Below are 18,277 nucleotides of genomic sequence, written 5' to 3' on the forward strand. Positions count from 1 at the left end.
AACTTTTATTGCCGTCAGTTTGAAAAAAAAGCAGCTTTTCATGTTGAATTAGCTGCTTTTTTTTTAGATTTAAGTAGAACTACTCAATCGAACTTACGACGAATAATGTCTCGAATAACAAAGCGATTTGGCGCCAGGTTAAATAACTGTTCATTATTTAGTGGATAGGGTGTACCACAAATATCAGCAGTTAAAATATCGGCCAATAGGGGTGCAGTACAAAGTCCTCGCGCACCTAATCCAGTCAACATATATAGATTTTCAATCACGGGTGCTTGTTGATTATAGCGCCAACGTTTATCTTTACTTAAGTGTGGGAATTGTTGCTTATGGCCATTAATGTCAGGCATAGCACCTACCATTGGTAAGTGATCTGGCGTCATACAACGTAAGCGCGCTTTGCTACTGAAAATATCTGTACTTTGCCATTGTGTTAAACCCGGTAAGCATTTATCTAGCATAGTAAGATTAAATTGGTCTTCTTCGGCTTTGTTGTCGATATCAAAGCTGTGCTTTTGAAACGTTGCCCCTATGCAGTGCAGATTTTTATTCGCCGGTGTTAAATAACCTTTATGGCAAATAACGGTGGCTAGTTTGGCAATTTTTTCATTACTGGTCATATTACTGACTTGGCCACGTACCGAGGTTAAGGGTAATTGCTCAATCAGGTTCAAGGGTATGCCTTGGGCGCCGCCACAATAGATAATAACATTGGCTGGATAATTATCTGTATCGCTGTGTAGTAACCATTTTCCTTGAGCTTGTTGGCTAATTTTATTAATTTTACAACCGGTTTCAATGCGCAGGCGATGACTTAATTCAGCCGCCTTAAATATTTGCTTTACCAGTTGAGCAGGGGCTATCCAGCCCGCTTTAGGGAAGAATAGCCCGCCATGATCAAGGGCTATGTCTGCTAATGCGCTAGCTTGGTTTTTATCAACACTATGAATTAAGCTTTTTGGCCAAACACTAGAGTCTGCTATATGTTGCTGACGCAATGCTAAAGCGGGTTTATAGGATATTTCTAACAGGCCGCACCAGTCGTGATCAAAGTGAAATCCTTGCTCGCTGATACTTTTATAATAAGTGAGTGCTTGCTCAAAAGCTTGTTGATAAAATAGGCTAATATCATCGGCTTTTTGATGAATAAGTGGGTATAGTGCGGCAATATTATTACTCGATGCACCTTGAGCAACGCTGAAGTCTTGGCAATATACTGTGACTTTAACCCCAGCTTTTGTTAAGGCATAAGCGGCACATGCTGACGCTATACCACCACCGATAATACTGACATGTTGCGGTTTATTTACTATAGGGCGTTGCTGATAACCCTTACCTGAAAGAGGATTTTGCTGAAACACCGCGCTAAGCATTTCATTTTTTTTACCTATAGCAGGGCGCTTTTCAACCCGAAAACCTGCAGAAACAAGTTGGCGTTTAACTTTTCCTGATACCGTAAAGGTGGCTAACGTTGCTTGCTCTTTTGATAAACGGGTGATTTGCTTAAAAAGCGCTTCGTGCCACATTTCAGGGTTTTTGGCGGGTGAAAAACCATCAAGAAACCAAGCGTCAACCTGCTTGGAAAGATGCACTGCTTTCTCGTTTCCTAGCTGAGCTAAACCTTGCGTGGCATCGTTAAATATTAGCTGTAGTGTGACTGAACCCTCAAGAAAACTTAGTGTAATATCTTTATCAAAATTTTCAGGGTATTGTGTAATAAGTTGTTGACTATATTCTTTAAGTTGCGGAAAAACTGCTAACGATTGTGCCAGTTGCTGCTTTGATAAGGGATATTTTTCCACACTAATAAAGTGCAAAGCACTCACTTTAGCCGGCGCTGCATTTTGTAGGTGAGCGGTTAATTTTATTTTGTCAAATACCGCTAGGGTCAATAAAAAATTTAATCCTGTACCAAAACCTGTTTCAGCAATGACAAATTTTTCTGGGTACTGGGCTAGTCTTGCTTTAAGATTATTGCCATCAATAAAAATACATTCACTTTGACTAGTGCCATGGTTGGTATCAAAATAGATATCTTCAAACTGGCTTGAATAAGGTGAACCGTCATCCTTAAAGGTAATCTTTGTTTGAACAATCACAATATTAACGTCTTCCGTTGGAGGTAAAAAAAGGTTATTTTATCTATTATTACAATATATTGTTATAAAATAAAAATATTCAGTGTACAAGTGTACGCTGGACAGACCAGTATAGGGGGCAAAAGTATGTATGATACGCCCAGATTTTTTAATTGAATATGGTTATTAATATGAAACGTGTAGTTATCACCGGATTAGGTATTGTATCAAGTATTGGTAATGATACAGAAGAAGTATTAGCGTCGTTAAAAACAGGGCGTTCAGGTATTACCCGTTCTGAAAGTTTTGCTGAAATGGGTTTGCGTAGTCAAGTTTGGGGCAAACCTGATATTGAAGTAAAAGATTACATTGACCGTAAAGCTTTACGCTTTATGGGTGAAGCTTCAGCTTTTGCTTACATAGCCATGGATCAAGCGATTAAAGATTCAAAATTAACACCAGATCAAGTTTCAAATTTCCGCACAGGTATTGTGGCGGGCTCTGGTGGTGCTTCTTCAGAAAACGTCGTTAAATCAGCAGACACATTGCGTGAAAAAGGCGTTAAACGCGTTGGGCCTTACGCAGTACCAAAAACCATGTCGAGCACCATTTCTGCATGTTTGGCAACACCGTTTAAAATTTTAGGTGTTAATTATTCAATTAGTTCGGCTTGTGCTACCAGTGCGCATTGTATTGGTCACGCGGCTGAGCTGATTCAATTAGGTAAGCAAGATGTGGTATTTGCTGGTGGCGGTGAAGAAGTTCATTGGTCATTAGCGATGATGTTTGACGGCATGGGCGCGTTATCTTCTAAATACAATGATTCACCTGAGCTAGCTTCACGCACCTATGATGCAGACCGTGACGGTTTCGTTATTTCAGGTGGCGGCGGCATGGTTGTTGTTGAAGAGCTTGAGCACGCTTTAGCGCGTGGTGCACATATTTACGCTGAGATTGTGGGTTACGGTGCAACATCAGACGGCTTTGATATGGTGGCACCAAGTGGTGAAGGCGCTATTCGTTGTATGCAACAAGCCATGCAGGGTGTTGACGCGAAAGTTGATTATTTAAATACCCATGGCACCTCTACGCCAGTAGGTGATGTTAAAGAGCTTGGTGCGATTCAAGCGGTATTTGGTGATAATTCTCCAGCCATTAGTGCCACTAAAGCCATGACAGGTCATGCTTTGGGTGCCGCTGGTGTTCATGAAGCAATATTTTCATTATTGATGATGGAACATAGCTTTGTTGCGCCATCTATTAATATCAATACCTTAGATGAAAAAGCTGAAGGCTTAGACATAGTTACCGAAAAGCGTGACATGGAGCTGAACTTAGTGATGTCAAACAGCTTTGGTTTTGGTGGCACTAACGCGACACTGGTTATGCAAAAGTATAAATAAAACCGCGTTAATTGGGCTTTAGCCCAAACTGTTTATTAAGCCGCTAATTTTAGCGGCTTTTTTATATTCAGTACTTTTTATATTCAGGATAATGGTATGGTGCGATCATTGGGTCGCTTTTAGACATGCTGCTTTTTAGGTATTAGTACATCTTTGTATGTCGAAGCATAGTTATTTTCATTAATTAGGTAGTCTACTTTATACGCAGTAGTTGGTTATTTTAACCAGTAAAAATGATCAGATAATTAGTGAGATTGGTATTCGCTTTTATGATTGCAAAAAAGGCTAAGTAACGACATCCATGGCACCACTGCATTAATAGTGCTTGGTCATTACTCCTAAACTACACCTACACTAATCCGACATTAGCCTAGTGACCTAGATCTAGGTCAGCATATATAGCTTGCTAAAATATACTTCAGCCTAAAATATTAGAAAATTGGCTAAATAACCTAGCCATCGATATTCTTTTTAGCCTAGATTTTCGTTACAATAGCTATCTTGTCTGTTATTAATTGTGTCTGCCTATTATGCCTCATTGTATTGTTGAGTATTCTGCAAAAATTATCGAAAGTTTACCCGTAGAACAGCTAATGCATGCTGTTTATAAAGGTGTAAACCAAAGTGAATTATTTACTGCAGCTGATATTAAAGTCCGAGCATGTGCTTATAATGACTTTTATCTGCCTGGCGCTGAGCAAGTCTTTGTCCATGTTAATTTAAAAATATTATCAGGGCGTGATTTATCACAACGTAAAAGCCTGACTGACAGTGTTAGTAATCAACTTGAACGCTTGGGTATTGAAGAGGCGGTAATTACGGTTGAAGTAACCAACATTGAAAAAGAAAGTTATATTAAGAAAGTCACATTAACGGGGTAATACCCTATCGTCATGTTTTTATGATTTCCTGATGAATTGGAAACGCTAAATGAATATTTTTTATGATGAAAATATGCCGTTTGCCGCGGAATTTTTTGCTGATTTAGGCGTGTTAACACCATTTTCTGGCCGCGATTTGTCGGCAGCTGATATCGGTGATGCCGACGTGTTATTAGTGCGTTCAATCACTAAAGTCAATGAAGCCTTGTTGCAAAATAATAAAAATTTAAGTTTTGTGGGTACAGCAACCATTGGCGTTGATCATATAGATCAAGACTACTTAACCGAACGAGCGGTTAACTTTTCTTCTGCACCGGGTTGCAATGCCGTGTCTGTCGCTGAATATGTTCTGAGTGCCTTAGTCGTATTAGCGGAGCGATATTTAATCACCTTATCAGGGTTAACCGTCGGCATTGTTGGCGCAGGTAATACCGGCTCAAGGTTAAGTGAGAAGTTAACGGCTTTAAATATTAAACATGTTTTATGTGATCCTATACTGGCTGAAAACTCAGCGGACAAACGAAATTTTGTTACCCTTGAGCAAGCGTTAAGTTGTGACGTGGTTTCGCTACACGTGCCCTTAACTCGCACCGGCAAACATGCTACATATCATTTATTGGATGCCGATCGATTAGCTCAATTTAAAGCTAACCAAATACTGATTAATGCTTGTCGGGGTGAAGTTATCGACAATGCTGCTTTATTGAAAATGAAGCAGCAAGGACATCTGTTAAAGCTTGTATTAGATGTGTGGGAAAATGAACCCAATATATTATCCGCTTTAATAGCGTATTGTGACATTACCACCGCGCATATTGCTGGTTATAGCTTAGAAGGAAAAGCTCGTGGCACAGAAATTCTCTATCAGGCATTATGCCGACAGCTAGATATTTTGCCGAATAAGCAGCTGGCTGATTTTTTACCGATATCGGCAATTAGCACTATTGAAATAAAAAAAGAATTTGATGAAATACTGCTAAACCAGCTAGTAAAAATGGTATACGATGTTAGACGTGACGATGCAATTTTTCGTCAACAAATTAAGACTCAAGGATTTGACCATATTCGTAAAACTTACCCGACTCGCCGGGAGTTTTCGTCAATAACCGTCAACTTGAATAACGCGTTGAGTTTAGATGTGCCACATCAGCTTGGCTTTAATAAATAAACTGAATAAAAAGAGAGAGGAACATGGCACAGAAATTTGATGTTTGCGTACTAGGGGCAACGGGTTTAGTTGGTAAAACAATTATTGAAATACTAGAACAGCGCGACTTTCCCATTAATAAGCTCTACCCATTAGCGAGCGCTCGTTCAGCGGGTGAATTTATTGACTTTAAGGGTGAGAGTATTGAAGTTTTAGATGCCGACAATTTTGATTGGAGCCAAGCACAAATTGGTTTCTTCTCGGCTGGCGGTGAAATATCGGCAAAGTATGCGCCAATAGCGGCTAATGATGGCTGTATTGTTATCGATAATACCTCTGAGTTTCGCTATGACGCTGATATTCCATTAGTCGTACCGGAAGTCAATCCACAAGCATTAGCTGAATACCGTAACCGCAATATTATTGCTAACCCAAATTGTTCAACCATTCAAATGATGGTGGCATTAAAGCCTATCTACGATGCCGTAGGTATTTCACGGGTTAATGTTTGTACTTACCAATCAGTTTCTGGTGGTGGTAAAGCGGCTATGGACGAGTTAGCCAAGCAAACTGCAGACTTATTGTGTGGTAAACCGGTCGAGCCGAAAAATTTCTCTCGTCAAATTGCTTTCAATGTTATTCCACAAATTGATGTATTTCTTGAAAATGGTTATACCAAAGAAGAAATGAAAATGGTTTGGGAAACTCAGAAAATATTGGGCGACGATAGTGTTATGGTTAACCCCACAGCTGTGCGCGTACCGGTATTTTTTGGTCATGGTGAATCACTGCATATTGAAACCAACTCACCCATTTCAGCTGAAGAAGTCAAAGAGTTACTGAGCAAAGCGCCAGGCATAGTGGTTTGTCATAATGATGAAGACTTTCCAACGCAAATTACTGATGCTAGCGGTAAAGATGAAACTTTTGTTGGTCGTATTCGTGAAGACATTAGCCACAACAGTGGTATTAATATGTGGATTGTTGCCGATAACGTTCGTAAAGGTGCCGCAACGAACAGCGTTCAAATTGCTGAGTTATTAATTAAAGAGCACCTTAGCGAGTATTAAACGCTAAGTAATAGCTTTACTAAAGAAACTTGAAAACCCGCCGTTATCATAAACGTCGGGTTTTTTGTTTTTAGAGTAACTATACCTATTTGAGTAAATATATGATGACCTTTTCATCAGGAAAAGTAGCTAAATACCAGGCATAAAATTTAGTCAGCAGTTATTGACCTTATAAATTTTATAACGCCGTAGTTGTTAATTTTAAGCCTTAAAAATAAACAGGTAGTCAATCAATCTGATATTACAACTTGGTATTACAACTTGGTATTATTTAACTTTTATTAAATTAACGATAAGATAAGTATTGTCGCGTTAATTTGATAATATAGTGAAAATTAGCGAGCATTTATCCAATTACGTAGCAGCAATGATTAAGAACTGGAATAATTTTTGCTTTAAAACCTCATAGCTTGGTCCCGTCATTGAATTGGCGCATAATTATTATAAATAGGAAATTTTAATGCAAACATTGTTACGCCTGTGCCTATGGCAGGTACTTATTATTAGCATTAGCTGTTTTAGTCTACCTATTTCTGCTGACGACGGTATACGTATTCGTGGCCCACAATCGACAGATGCTTTTCCTTATGACCGTTATGGCCCGATTGTAGGTAAAGATACTTTATGGAATATTGCGCTGCAAGTGCGGCCAGACTCGGGTTTGTCTGTTTATCAAGTGATGCAAGCACTGTATGAAAATAATCCTGACTCTTTTAAAGATAAAAATTTAAATCACATGATCAGTGGTCAGTATTTAAAAATCCCCTCAATTGCAGCAATGAGAGCCATTAACCCTGAAGGCGCACAACAAAAATCACTTAGTGATGATAAAGCTTGGCAAAAGAAAGTGCTGAAAGTAGCCCCTAATAAAGTGCGGCCGTCAGAAGAAACCTCGGTTAATAAAAAAGACTTAGATGATGCCAAATCAGAAATCAATGTGCAGTTACAAGCGATAGATAGTTCTCAACAGCAAAGATTCGCCACCATTCAGAATGATGTTTTAGACTCAATCGATGGCTTACAAAGTTTATTAAAAGAAAATGAAGTATTACGTCAACGCCTTACTAGCTTTACTGACCAACTGGGTGTTATGCAGAACGAAGTCGCTAAAAGCAAAGAAATAAAAGTGCAGATGGACGATATGATTTCACTGCAACAAGCCTTACTGGCAAAAGCTGAAGCTAGAGAGCAAGCTTTATTATTAGAAAAACAAAAAGCTGATCTCGAAGAAGGTAGCTTGATGTCAAGTACATGGTTTGTTGTATTAATGGCAACCTTACCCGCGATATTAGTGTTGTCATTTTTAGCTTTTTTATACCGACGTAAAGCCAGAGCTAGTGGCGAAAATGTTGTGCCTACAAAGAAAGAAAAAACCGTTGAACCGACAACTAAACCGATAAATGAGCAAGAGCCTGAAAGTGTAGACGATGAATTAGCGCTTGATGAACTTTCACTCGACGATGAATTATCAATAGATTTATCAGAGAATGATGAAGGTAATGATGATTTATTTTCCGACGATTTAGATGATTTAGACGAGCTCGAAGATATTTCTTTAGACATTGACTCGGAAACTATTTCTTTAGATGATGACATTGTTGAAAGTGAAGCCTTAGAAGGTGGTCAGTTAGACCAAGGCGATTTAGACTCCTTGTTTGCAGGATTAGAAGACGAACCCAGTACGGACGATGATACCAAGCTTGATTCAGACCAAATTGATCAAAGTGAATTAGATAGTCTATTGGCTGAGAGTGCTGAAAGTACGAAAAATGAGTCAACAGCAAGTGACAACACTGAAACCCTGAACGAGCCAGAAGATGTTGACGCTTTGTTGGATACCGTCAGTGAAAATACAAGTGAAGTATCAGATCCTGAAAATACGGCACCAGAAGAGACAAGTGAAGTATCAAGCACTGATGACATTGATGTATTAGAAGACGCGATAAATGATCAAAGTGATACGTCAGCAGGCAATAAACCAAAAGTTGAAGATACTGCACCAGAAGAGACTAATGAAGTATCAGACCCCGATGACATTGATGCACTGCTAGACTCGATAAATGATGAAAATGATACGTTAGCAGCCAATAAACCAAAAGTTGAAGATACTGCAGCAGAAGAGACTAATGAAATATCAGACCCCGATGATATTGATGCACTACTAGACCCGATAAATGATGAAAGTGATACGTTAGCAGGTAATAACCCAAAAGTTGAAGATACTGCACCAGAAGAAACTAATGAAGTATCAGATCCCGATGACATTGATGCCTTATTAGATTCAATAAATGACACGGATGAAGATGGTAGCAGTGAAATATCAGACCCTGATGATATTGATGCCTTATTAGATGCAATAAATGACAAGGATGAAGACGCTAGCAGCGAAGTATCAGACCCTGATGATATTGATGCCTTATTAGATGCAATAAATGACAAGGATGAAGACGCTAGCAGCGAAGTATCAGACCCTGATGATATTGATGCCTTATTAGATTCAATAAATGACACGGATGAAGATGGTAGCAGTGAAGTATCAGACCCTGATGATATTGATGCCTTATTAGATGCAATAAATGACACGGATGAAGATGGTAGCACCGAAGTATCAGACCCTGATGATATTGATGCCTTATTAGATTCAATAAATGGCAAGGATGAAGATGGTAGCAGCGAAGTATCAGCCCCTGATGATATTGATGCCTTATTAGATGCAATAAATGACACGGATGAAGATGGTAGCAGCGAAGTATCAGACTCTGATGATATTGATGCCTTATTAGATTCAATAAATGACAAGGATGAAGATGGTAGCAGCGAAGTATCAGACCCTGATGATATTGATGCCTTATTAGATGCAATAAATGACACGGATGAAGATGGTAGCAGCGAAGTATCAGATCCTGATGATATTGATGCCTTATTAGATTCAATAAATGGCAAGGGTGAAGAAGCTAGCAGCGAAGTATCAGACCCAGATGCAACAGCAAGTAATCCGGCTACAGCATTGGCAAGTGAGGATATCAGTAATGACGATATTGATACTTCAGCTCCATCGGATAATGAAAATATAGCACGGATTAATAATTTTACTGATGAATATGTGCAATCATTTTTAGGTACTGACTTTAGTGAACAGTCGAATGAGAGTACTGACGAAGCAGAGGTTGTTGAGCCACAAAAAAACACAACCAAAGAGAGTCAAACTGACACAGAGAGTCAAACTGACACAGAGAGTCAAACTGAAAACTTAACGGCCAACAGTGAAGAAATTTCAGATGATTTTGATTTCGATATTGATACTCTGATTGATGAAGTCAACCAAACGCCTGAAGCGAGTGACGCACCATTAGATATTGGTGATGATATTCTTGATACTACATTATTTGATAAAGAATTTGATAATAAATCTGATAGCGAATTGGTTAGTGATTTATCCAGTGAAAATACTGAAAATAAAGTCGCCGAACAAGCTAGCAGCGCGACTGATGAAGAAACTTTACCAGCATCATCTGACGACTTCGACGAGTCAACTTTAGCAAACTTGCTCAAGGATGAAAAAGATAGTGATGATAGGGTGGAACTATCACCAGATTTTACTGATAGCAATGTCTTAGCTGATTTACTTTCTAGTAATGATGACACAGCACCGAGCGCGGCTAAAAAAACTACAAAGAGCAACGCTGAAGAAGTTAATGGTATGAAAGAGCTTGATAACTTAGATTTTGATGACTTATTAGCAAATATTGAAGAAGAAAGTAGTCAACCTGCTAGTGATAATGTTGAAGTTAATAATAATGTTGAAGTTAATGATAATTTTGACATAGGTGATGACTTTGACATAGGTGATGACTTAGACATAGGTGATCACCTAGAGACAGTTGAGGAAAACACAGCGCTAGCAAAAGATAATTCAGATAATAAAACTGTAGATAAAGATTTTATTTCTGTAGATTCTTTGTTGTTCAATAGTCTATCAGATGGTGAGCCAAGTGAACCTTATGAAAAAATGAATATTGATGTCGGTCTGAATGAATTCCCTGAATTTTCAGGTGATGTCAGCGAAGACGATATTGATGATGACAATGGTATTGCGGCAAAATTAGATTTGGCTAAGGTCTATCTTGAGATTGGTGATGACGATAACGCCGAAGTGATTTTACTCGATGTTATTAAACAGGGTGATGCACAACAACAATCTGATGCACAGCGATTATTAGACAAGCTAAAAGACTAACTAAGATATAGTATTTTAGTTTGGGTAAAAAGGCTGCAATTTGCAGCCTTTTTTGATCCTTGTATCGGCAGAGCCATTGCATCAATAACAGGCATACAGCCTTTTAAACTCTTACCTTAAAGCCCATGAGGAAACTAATCCTGGCGCCAATAGATAAATTATATGAATGTACACAGCAGAGCAACTAAGTCAAAACCCTACTGATATTGATCCACTGGTACCTTGGAATGTAAAACTTGGCTAGGTGTCGATTGTCAGACGTTCACCATTAAATGACCAATAAAATGGTTCAATTGCTATAACAGCTCCTGTTGAACTATCTTTTTCCGTTCTGTCCCGTCCCGTTCAGCCGCTATGTATTCACTTTCCTCTTTGACAGTCATATTGCTGTCACATTAAGTACACAAAAATAACGCATTGCTGTCATTTATCAACCGTACGATAGCGAAAATAATTTATTCACTATTACATTTTTTCAACTACTTTCTACGGAGCAGAGCTAGATGCACATAAAAAACCTATTCAAAATAAGTACCATTGCAGGCGCGCTAATATTAACCGGTTGTGGTGGAGATATTAATTTATCATCCGATGTTGATAATTCCGCTGGAGACAATGTGATCAATAATCCAGCGCCAAGCAGTCCTGTTAATGTGGCTTTACCTGGCAAAACTAACTCTGCCTTGAGTGGTCAAGTTTCTCAAGTCATTGGTTTTGATGTCAACGTACAAACCTTAAATGGTGAAATTAGCGAAGATATGACGCTTGTTGCCTCTGCCAATGGTGCACCGGTTTTTTATGCGATTAGTGGTCCGTTAGAAGTCAAAGCGGGTGCAACCTTAACTATCGAGCCAGGGATAGTATTATTTGGTCAGTCAGGTGGTGATTATTTAGTTATTCATCGCGACGCAAAAATTGATGCACAAGGCTCTAATACAAAACCTATTATCTTTACCTCACTGCAAGATGTTATCGGTGAAACGACAGCCGCTGGTCAATGGGGTGGTCTAGTGCTGTTAGGTAATGCACCAACAAACAAATGTCCAACGGATGGCAGCGCGTGTTCATTGCAAGTTGAAGGCGCTAAAGAAGGCGCGGTATTTGGTGGTACTAACTGGGAAGATAATTCAGGTATATTGAAATATGTGGTCGTAAAATATGCTGGCTTTGAAATTGCCCCAGATAACGAATTAAACGGTATTACCTTTGGTGGTGTTGGTTCAGGTACCACGGTTGATTACGTGCAAGTGCACTCAAACGCAGATGATGGTGTTGAATTTTTCGGTGGTGCAGTGCAAGTTAAACATTTAGTGTTAACTGCCAACCAAGACGATAGTATCGACTGGGACAATGGTTTTCGGGGTAAAATTCAGTTTGCTTATATTGAACAAGACAAAAATTCAGGCCCAGGCAATCGCGGCATTGAAGCAGACAATAATGGTTCAAATCCTGCCATCGAACCACAATCTAATCCAACCTTATCAAATTTAACCATTATTGGTAATAATTTCAAAGGCACAGCTAACGACTCTGAAGGTATATATTTACGCGAAGGCACCGCAGCAAAAATATTCAATACTGTCGTTACTGGCCCAAGCGAGATGGGTGAATGTTTAGAATTTGAAGGCGGCAGCACCACATCGGTGACTGTTGATAATGCCAATAGCGCCAAAATAGTCATGCAAAACGTGGTGATGGCTTGTAGCAACGGTGAAAACTTTAAAAACTCAAAAGCAGCTGACGGTTCAGTGCTGTTAGACCTTGAAGCTTGGTTCTTGGCTGAGTCTTCAAACAGTATCAGTACATCTATATTGTTAGATGAAAGCGGTCAGCCTGATAGCAATTCACCCTTAGTTGGTACAGGTCAAAATGTAGCAAACACTCAAGACGGCTTTTTTGACTCAGTGGATTATATTGGCGCGATATCAAGCACTAATGATTGGCGTCAAGGCTGGGCATTTGGTTTTGGTGGTGGCGTAGTTACCGCCGCAGCAGAAGTACAAGGTTGTCCAACAGGTACTACCGCCATTTCTCCTATCGACGGCGTCACAACCACCTGTCAACTCACAGGTCACCTTACTGCAGATTTAACCTTAACGGCTAAAAATGTTTACGCATTAAATGGTCCAGTATTTGTGGGTAACGACAAAGCGGATTCTGCGGTATTAACCATAGAAGCAGGTACGACTATTTATGGCCGTTCAGGTGCTGACTATTTAGTCGTTAGCCGTGATTCAAAAATTCAAGCTAACGGCAGTCAAAGCAAGCCCATTACCTTCACTTCAAGTGAAGATCTTAAAGGAGAAGCGACATCAGCGGGGCAATGGGGCGGTTTAGTCTTGTTAGGTAATGCCCAATCCAATAAGTGTCCTACCGATGGTAGTGCCTGTTCATTACAAGTGGAAGGCGCTGAAGAAGGTGCTGTATTTGGTGGCAGCGATGACAGCGATAGTTCGGGAACTTTGCGTTATGTAGTGGTTAATCACGCGGGTTTTGAAATTGCGCCAGATAACGAATTGAACGGTATCACCTTTGGTGGTGTTGGCTCAGGCACAACGGTTGAATACGTGCAAGTTAACGACAACGCTGACGATGGTGTTGAGTTCTTTGGTGGCACAGTTAATGCGAAATACTTAGTATTAACCTCAAACCAAGATGATGCTTTGGATTGGGATAATGGTTTTCGCGGTAATCTGCAATATGTCTTGGTAAAAGCAAATCCAGACAATGGCCCAGCAAATCGTGGTATTGAAGCGGATAACGACGGTTCAAATCCAAGTAAGCTGCCACAGTCTAATCCAACGATCGCCAACATGACTATTATCGGCAATAACTTTAAAGGTACGTCAAGTGACTCTGAAGGGGTTTATTTACGCGAAGGCACTAAAGCTCAGCTTTTTAACTTTGTGGTAACTGGCACAGCAGATATGGGTGAGTGTTTTGAAATTGAAGGTGGCAATACCTCTTCAGTGACGGTTGACCAAGCCATTGCGGGCGAAACAGTGATTGCTAACTCAGTATTTGCTTGTAGCGAGAATTTCAAAAATGCAAAAGCGGCCGATGGTTCAGTGTTATTAAACACCAGTGATTGGGTATTAAACAGTAATCTTGATAACAGTACCGCCGCTAGTATGACCGATGTGGTTAACGGTATCTTCACTAACGATACTACAACGGCTAAAGACTTTACCGGTCATGCGTTCTTCAATAATGCCACCCATATAGGTGCGGTTACTGCTGACAACGATTGGACTCAAGGATGGACTGTAGGTTTAGAATAAGTTGTTAATAATCTAAACATTGCCGCCAACATACGTGTTGGCGGCAACATTAATTAGGGCATTTGTTATTACCTTTAATGCCTCGTTAACTCACAGTTTGCGAATAAGCAGCTTTTCCTATTGATGGACAGCCATTCATATGAGGTTAAAAATGAAAACTAAATCAAACCGTTTCTCTTTATCACACATTGCACTTGGCGTGCTAAGCAGTTTGATCGCTTTGCATGCCTCTGGTCAAGAAACAACCGAGCAAGTGGTTACATCCGACACTGAAGTTAGCGACCAAGTGACTAACAATGCGCTCGAAAACGCCGCCATTGAAGAAGTCGTTGTTAAAGCCAGTCGCTTAAAAGGAACTGCCAGCGCGGTCATTGCAGAGCGAAAAAATCAGGCGTTTATTGCTGATATTTTAGGGGCAGAGCAAATATCAAGAACGGGTGACAGTGATGCCGCCGCGGCGCTTAGACGTGTTACCGGTTTAACGCTAGTTGATGGCAAATTTATTTACGTACGTGGTTTGGGTGAGCGTTACTCCAGCACCCAGCTAAACGGTGCCGCTGTGCCTAGTCCAGATCCCACCAGAACTATTATCCCATTGGATTTGTTCCCTGCACTTATCATAGAGTCTTTATCGGTACAAAAATCTTACTCGCCGTCTATGCCAGCCCATTTTGGTGGCGGTAATGTTGATATTCGCTTAAAAACCATTCCCAAGGACTTTATCTTTAGTTTGGCGGGAAATTTTGGTGGTAATACTGACAACATTGGTGAAGGCTTTGGTTATCAAGGCGGAGGCAACGACTGGCGTGGCAAAGATGATGGTACCCGCGCAGCACCGGCAGCATTAAAGCAATTATGGGGCAATTACACTGCACTCAATGGTATTTCGCAAGAGGAAAATCGCCAAATTGCCGCCGATCTTAACCGTGACTACGACCCGGTAGTCGATACCGTAGCCCCTGATTTTGGTCTTGATGCGACCTTGGGTGACACTTTTACCTATAATGATTTTCGCTTAGGCTATTTGGCGGCCTTGTCTTATGACAATCAATGGCAAGTATCTAAACAATATGAAGGGCAAGACTTTACCAATCAAGGTGATGGTATCTGGTCATTAGTGCGCGGTTTCGATAAAGTGGATGCCACCGAACATTCGGTTAAATTTTCAGGTATGTTCAATTTTGGCATTGAATATAACCAAAATCACCGCCTTGATTTTAGCTCATTAGTGTTGCGTGATACTCGTGATGAAATAAAAGAAAAGTTCGGTAATACCAACAACGTATTATTAAGTGATGGCTTGCGGGTACGCGATACCGAAATAAATTATGAAGAGCGCCAAATGTTGGCTAATCAGGTGCGCGGTACTCACAACTTCCCTGCGCTGTGGAACATAGGGCTGGACTGGAAATACTCAAATGCCCGTTCGAATCGTTATGCGCCGGGTAATATTTCTACCCGTTATATTCTTTCAGATGTTAACGAAGATGGTTTGTTTGATGTCGCTAATGAAAGTTCACTGCGCAAAGCTACCACAGCCTCTCGATACAGTTTTCAAGACCTGAATGACAAAGTTGAAAACTATGGTTTTAACCTGTCGTTGCCGCTGTACTTCAAACAATTGGACGTTGAATTAAAAATGGGTGCTGATTTTGTAGAAAAATCACGAGATGCACTTGCCCGCAGAGTTGACGTGAATACGTTGGCGTTCGATGCGCTCGATTTAACGGGTAGTCAACTAAACAGTATTTTGACCGATGAGGTTATACTTAATCAACCACTGCGCGGCAATGAGCAAACTATTCGCGACACCTCCGTGGCTGGTGATGATTATTATTCTGCACAGTTAGTGGATGCTTATTATGTTGAAGCTGATTTTTTCTTCAATAATCGCTGGCGAGTTAGTGGTGGCGTGCGTTGGGAAGATTTCCGTCAAGTGGTGGCACCGTTAGACCCAGCAACCGGAAAATTTGATCTACCTTTACAGCCAACCACAGCCGACTTAGAGAAACTTGCCTTTGCTGAACAAGGCTTTTATCCGGCACTGGCATTGACCTATATTCCTGATACTGAAATGCAATATCGTTTTTCTTACGGTGAAACTACCGTGCGTCCTGATATTCGTGAAGTGGCTCCGGCAACTTATCTTGACCCACTGACTGGTTTCCCTATCGGTGGTACGCCTAGTGTCACTAGTACTGAGGTGAAAAACTACGATTTGCGTTGGGAATGGTATTTAAACAGCGGTGAAAACTTGTCGGTTGGTCTGTTCTATAAAGATATGATCGACCCAATAGAAGCGGTGCAATCACCCTCTCAAGATGGTCCGCCATTGATACGAATCGCTAATGCGGAAAAGGGCGAAGTTTACGGGATTGAAATGGAGTTTTTGAAAGACTTTAATTTTATCGGGCCGTGGGCTGAAAGTTTCTTCTTATCGGGTAACCTGACCTTAAGTGACTCTGAAATCACTATTGATACTCAAAAAGTGGTGGAGCAAACGGGCGTTTCAACTACCATCACTAACCCAATTAGACGCATGACAGGTCATTCTAAATACGTGGTCAATTTGAATTTGGGTTACGACGCGCCTAACGGTAACCATTCGGCGACTTTAGCGTATAACGTTTCTGGTGCACGCATTATCATTCCAGGTATTGATGAAAAAGATGATGCTTATGAGCAGCCATTCCATTCGTTGGACTTTATTTACACTTATTATCCAACGTATTCCTCAACGGTTAAGTTCAAAGTTAAGAACTTGTTAGACAAAGAAAAAGAAATTATCTTTGAAGATACCTTGTTACGCAGCGAGTCTCGGGGTGTCGGGGTAGACTTGTCACTAAAATGGGATTTTTAATGGCTCTGTTGTAGTTAAGCTTTGCTGATTGAACAAACAAGACGCGGTAAACCCGTCCATGGGCGCTCTACAGCATCATCGCTGATGTTGAAACTTGTTTTTATCAATCAGCAAAAGCTTATTTGCAGGTAAGTAATTATCGAGTAGTTAATGTAAAACAACGCTTAACGGGAATATAGCCTTTCTAATTTTGTCTTGAATTCATAAGGTCACTTCGGTGGCCTTTTTTTGTGCTTGAAAATTATAGCTAAAACTTACGGGTACAATTATTTATGCTGATTTATTTGTTCTAACTGTAAGAAAAGCATCATATTTTTGTCATTTAATAAAGATGAAATATTACTGCAACCTAGCTGTCACAATCGGTAAGTAAACTTTGGCTCATAATAATAACGGTAAACAAACACCTTAAGAGTAGGTGCTTGTTCTACCACTTTTAGCATCAACCGCACTAAGTAGGTTTTATTATGAAAACATCTCTAAAGGCGCAAGCTAACTTTCTGATTGGTGCAAGTACACTGGTTTGTTCGTTATTTGTTAGTCAAGTTAATGCCCAAAGCGCTGAACTTACTGACGTTGTTAAAGCAGGTAAACAGCTCAATAAAACGGCGAGTCAGTCACAGCTACAGATCAATAAGTTAAGTGATAAGACCTTGAGTAAATTACAGCAATTTAAAACTGTTAATAAGGAAATTCAGGGATTAAATGTTTACAACCAACAAATGCAAAGCCAGACCTCGAATCAGCTGATTGAATTACAGCAAATTGCTCAGTCGATGAATCAGGTAAGTATTATCGAACGTCAGGTTTCACCCTTGATGTCGCGAATGATCTCTACTTTGGCTGAGTTTGTAAAATTAGATGTGCCATTTTTACCTATAGAGCGCAGTGAACGTATTGCGAGTTTAAATGAGATGCTTAATCGCGCCGATGTTTCTGTCTCTGAAAAATTTCGTCGAGTGTTAGAAGCCTATCAGGTGGAAGTGGATTACGGTCGCACTATCGAAGCCTATTCGGGTTTACTTGAGGTTGCAGGGAGTGAACGCGACGTCGACTTTTTACGCATTGGCCGGATAAGTTTGGTGTATCAAACGCGTGATGGTAATCATTTAGGGCGTTGGGACCAGACAAGTCAAAGCTGGGAAACACTGCCGGGTGATTACCGCTTGGGTGTTAACAAAGCGCTGCGTATTGCGCGCAAACAACTTGCCCCTGATTTGGTCTTAGTGCCATTACTTGTTAATAGCAGGGCCAATAACATAGACAAGAGCACCTCAGCAAAGCAAAACAGTGTCAATTAGTCGCCAACCGATAGGAATA

At 40.3% G+C, this 18,277-nt stretch carries 9 protein-coding genes; 8 read left to right on the forward strand and 1 reads right to left on the reverse strand.

The window, feature by feature from the left end; all coding sequences use genetic code 11:
• Positions 1–83: 83 nt before the first annotated feature.
• Complete coding sequence (gene mnmC, locus H4J59_RS09605) at positions 84–2,099, reverse strand: bifunctional tRNA (5-methylaminomethyl-2-thiouridine)(34)-methyltransferase MnmD/FAD-dependent 5-carboxymethylaminomethyl-2-thiouridine(34) oxidoreductase MnmC (RefSeq protein ID WP_310733180.1); 2,016 nt, start codon at positions 2,097–2,099, stop codon at positions 84–86.
• A 170-nt stretch (positions 2,100–2,269) separates the two neighbouring features.
• Here mnmC and fabB point away from each other — a divergent pair, with 170 nt between their 5' ends.
• The 8 genes from fabB (at position 2,270) to H4J59_RS09645 (ending at position 18,258) form a co-directional block, all read left to right on the forward strand.
• Positions 2,270–3,481, forward strand: a complete 1,212-nt coding sequence (gene fabB, locus H4J59_RS09610) for a beta-ketoacyl-ACP synthase I (protein WP_182238881.1) — start codon at positions 2,270–2,272, stop codon at positions 3,479–3,481.
• 530 nt (positions 3,482–4,011) lie between these two features.
• Positions 4,012–4,362 carry a 5-carboxymethyl-2-hydroxymuconate Delta-isomerase gene (locus H4J59_RS09615; protein ID WP_182238883.1) on the forward strand — a complete coding sequence of 117 codons (351 nt, stop codon included), beginning with the start codon at positions 4,012–4,014 and terminating at the stop codon, positions 4,360–4,362.
• 49 nt (positions 4,363–4,411) lie between these two features.
• Complete coding sequence (locus tag H4J59_RS09620; RefSeq protein WP_182238885.1) at positions 4,412–5,530, forward strand: 4-phosphoerythronate dehydrogenase; 1,119 nt, start codon at positions 4,412–4,414, stop codon at positions 5,528–5,530.
• 23 nt (positions 5,531–5,553) lie between these two features.
• Positions 5,554–6,579, forward strand: a complete 1,026-nt coding sequence (locus H4J59_RS09625) for an aspartate-semialdehyde dehydrogenase (RefSeq protein ID WP_182238887.1) — start codon at positions 5,554–5,556, stop codon at positions 6,577–6,579.
• Between the two features lie 460 nt (positions 6,580–7,039).
• Positions 7,040–10,816 carry a FimV/HubP family polar landmark protein gene (locus tag H4J59_RS09630; protein ID WP_182238889.1) on the forward strand — a complete coding sequence of 1,259 codons (3,777 nt, stop codon included), beginning with the start codon at positions 7,040–7,042 and terminating at the stop codon, positions 10,814–10,816.
• 503 nt (positions 10,817–11,319) lie between these two features.
• The gene (locus tag H4J59_RS09635; protein WP_182238891.1) at positions 11,320–14,097 is read left to right on the forward strand and encodes a hypothetical protein; all 2,778 of its coding nucleotides are present in this window, start codon (positions 11,320–11,322) and stop codon (positions 14,095–14,097) included.
• A gap of 151 nt (positions 14,098–14,248) precedes the next feature.
• A complete protein-coding gene (locus tag H4J59_RS09640; protein ID WP_182238893.1) occupies positions 14,249–16,957 on the forward strand; it encodes a TonB-dependent receptor domain-containing protein in 2,709 nt (902 codons plus the stop codon).
• Between the two features lie 500 nt (positions 16,958–17,457).
• On the forward strand, positions 17,458–18,258 hold the full coding sequence (locus tag H4J59_RS09645) for a DUF3450 domain-containing protein (RefSeq protein ID WP_404852017.1): 801 nt from the start codon (positions 17,458–17,460) through the stop codon (positions 18,256–18,258).
• The last annotated feature ends 19 nt before the right edge of the window (positions 18,259–18,277 follow it).

The organism is Colwellia sp. MB02u-10, assembly GCF_014077185.1.
GTDB lineage: Bacteria > Pseudomonadota > Gammaproteobacteria > Enterobacterales > Alteromonadaceae > Cognaticolwellia.

What these genes read in the sequence shown, in the direction of transcription:
- fabB (WP_182238881.1), top strand. Translation starts at nt 2,270, where the DNA reads ATGAAACGTGTAGTTATCACCGGATTAGGTATTGTATCAAGTATTGGT.
- H4J59_RS09615 (WP_182238883.1), top strand. Translation starts at nt 4,012, where the DNA reads ATGCCTCATTGTATTGTTGAGTATTCTGCAAAAATTATCGAAAGTTTA.
- H4J59_RS09620 (WP_182238885.1), top strand. Translation starts at nt 4,412, where the DNA reads ATGAATATTTTTTATGATGAAAATATGCCGTTTGCCGCGGAATTTTTT.
- H4J59_RS09625 (WP_182238887.1), top strand. Translation starts at nt 5,554, where the DNA reads ATGGCACAGAAATTTGATGTTTGCGTACTAGGGGCAACGGGTTTAGTT.
- H4J59_RS09630 (WP_182238889.1), top strand. Translation starts at nt 7,040, where the DNA reads ATGCAAACATTGTTACGCCTGTGCCTATGGCAGGTACTTATTATTAGC.
- H4J59_RS09635 (WP_182238891.1), top strand. Translation starts at nt 11,320, where the DNA reads ATGCACATAAAAAACCTATTCAAAATAAGTACCATTGCAGGCGCGCTA.
- H4J59_RS09640 (WP_182238893.1), top strand. Translation starts at nt 14,249, where the DNA reads ATGAAAACTAAATCAAACCGTTTCTCTTTATCACACATTGCACTTGGC.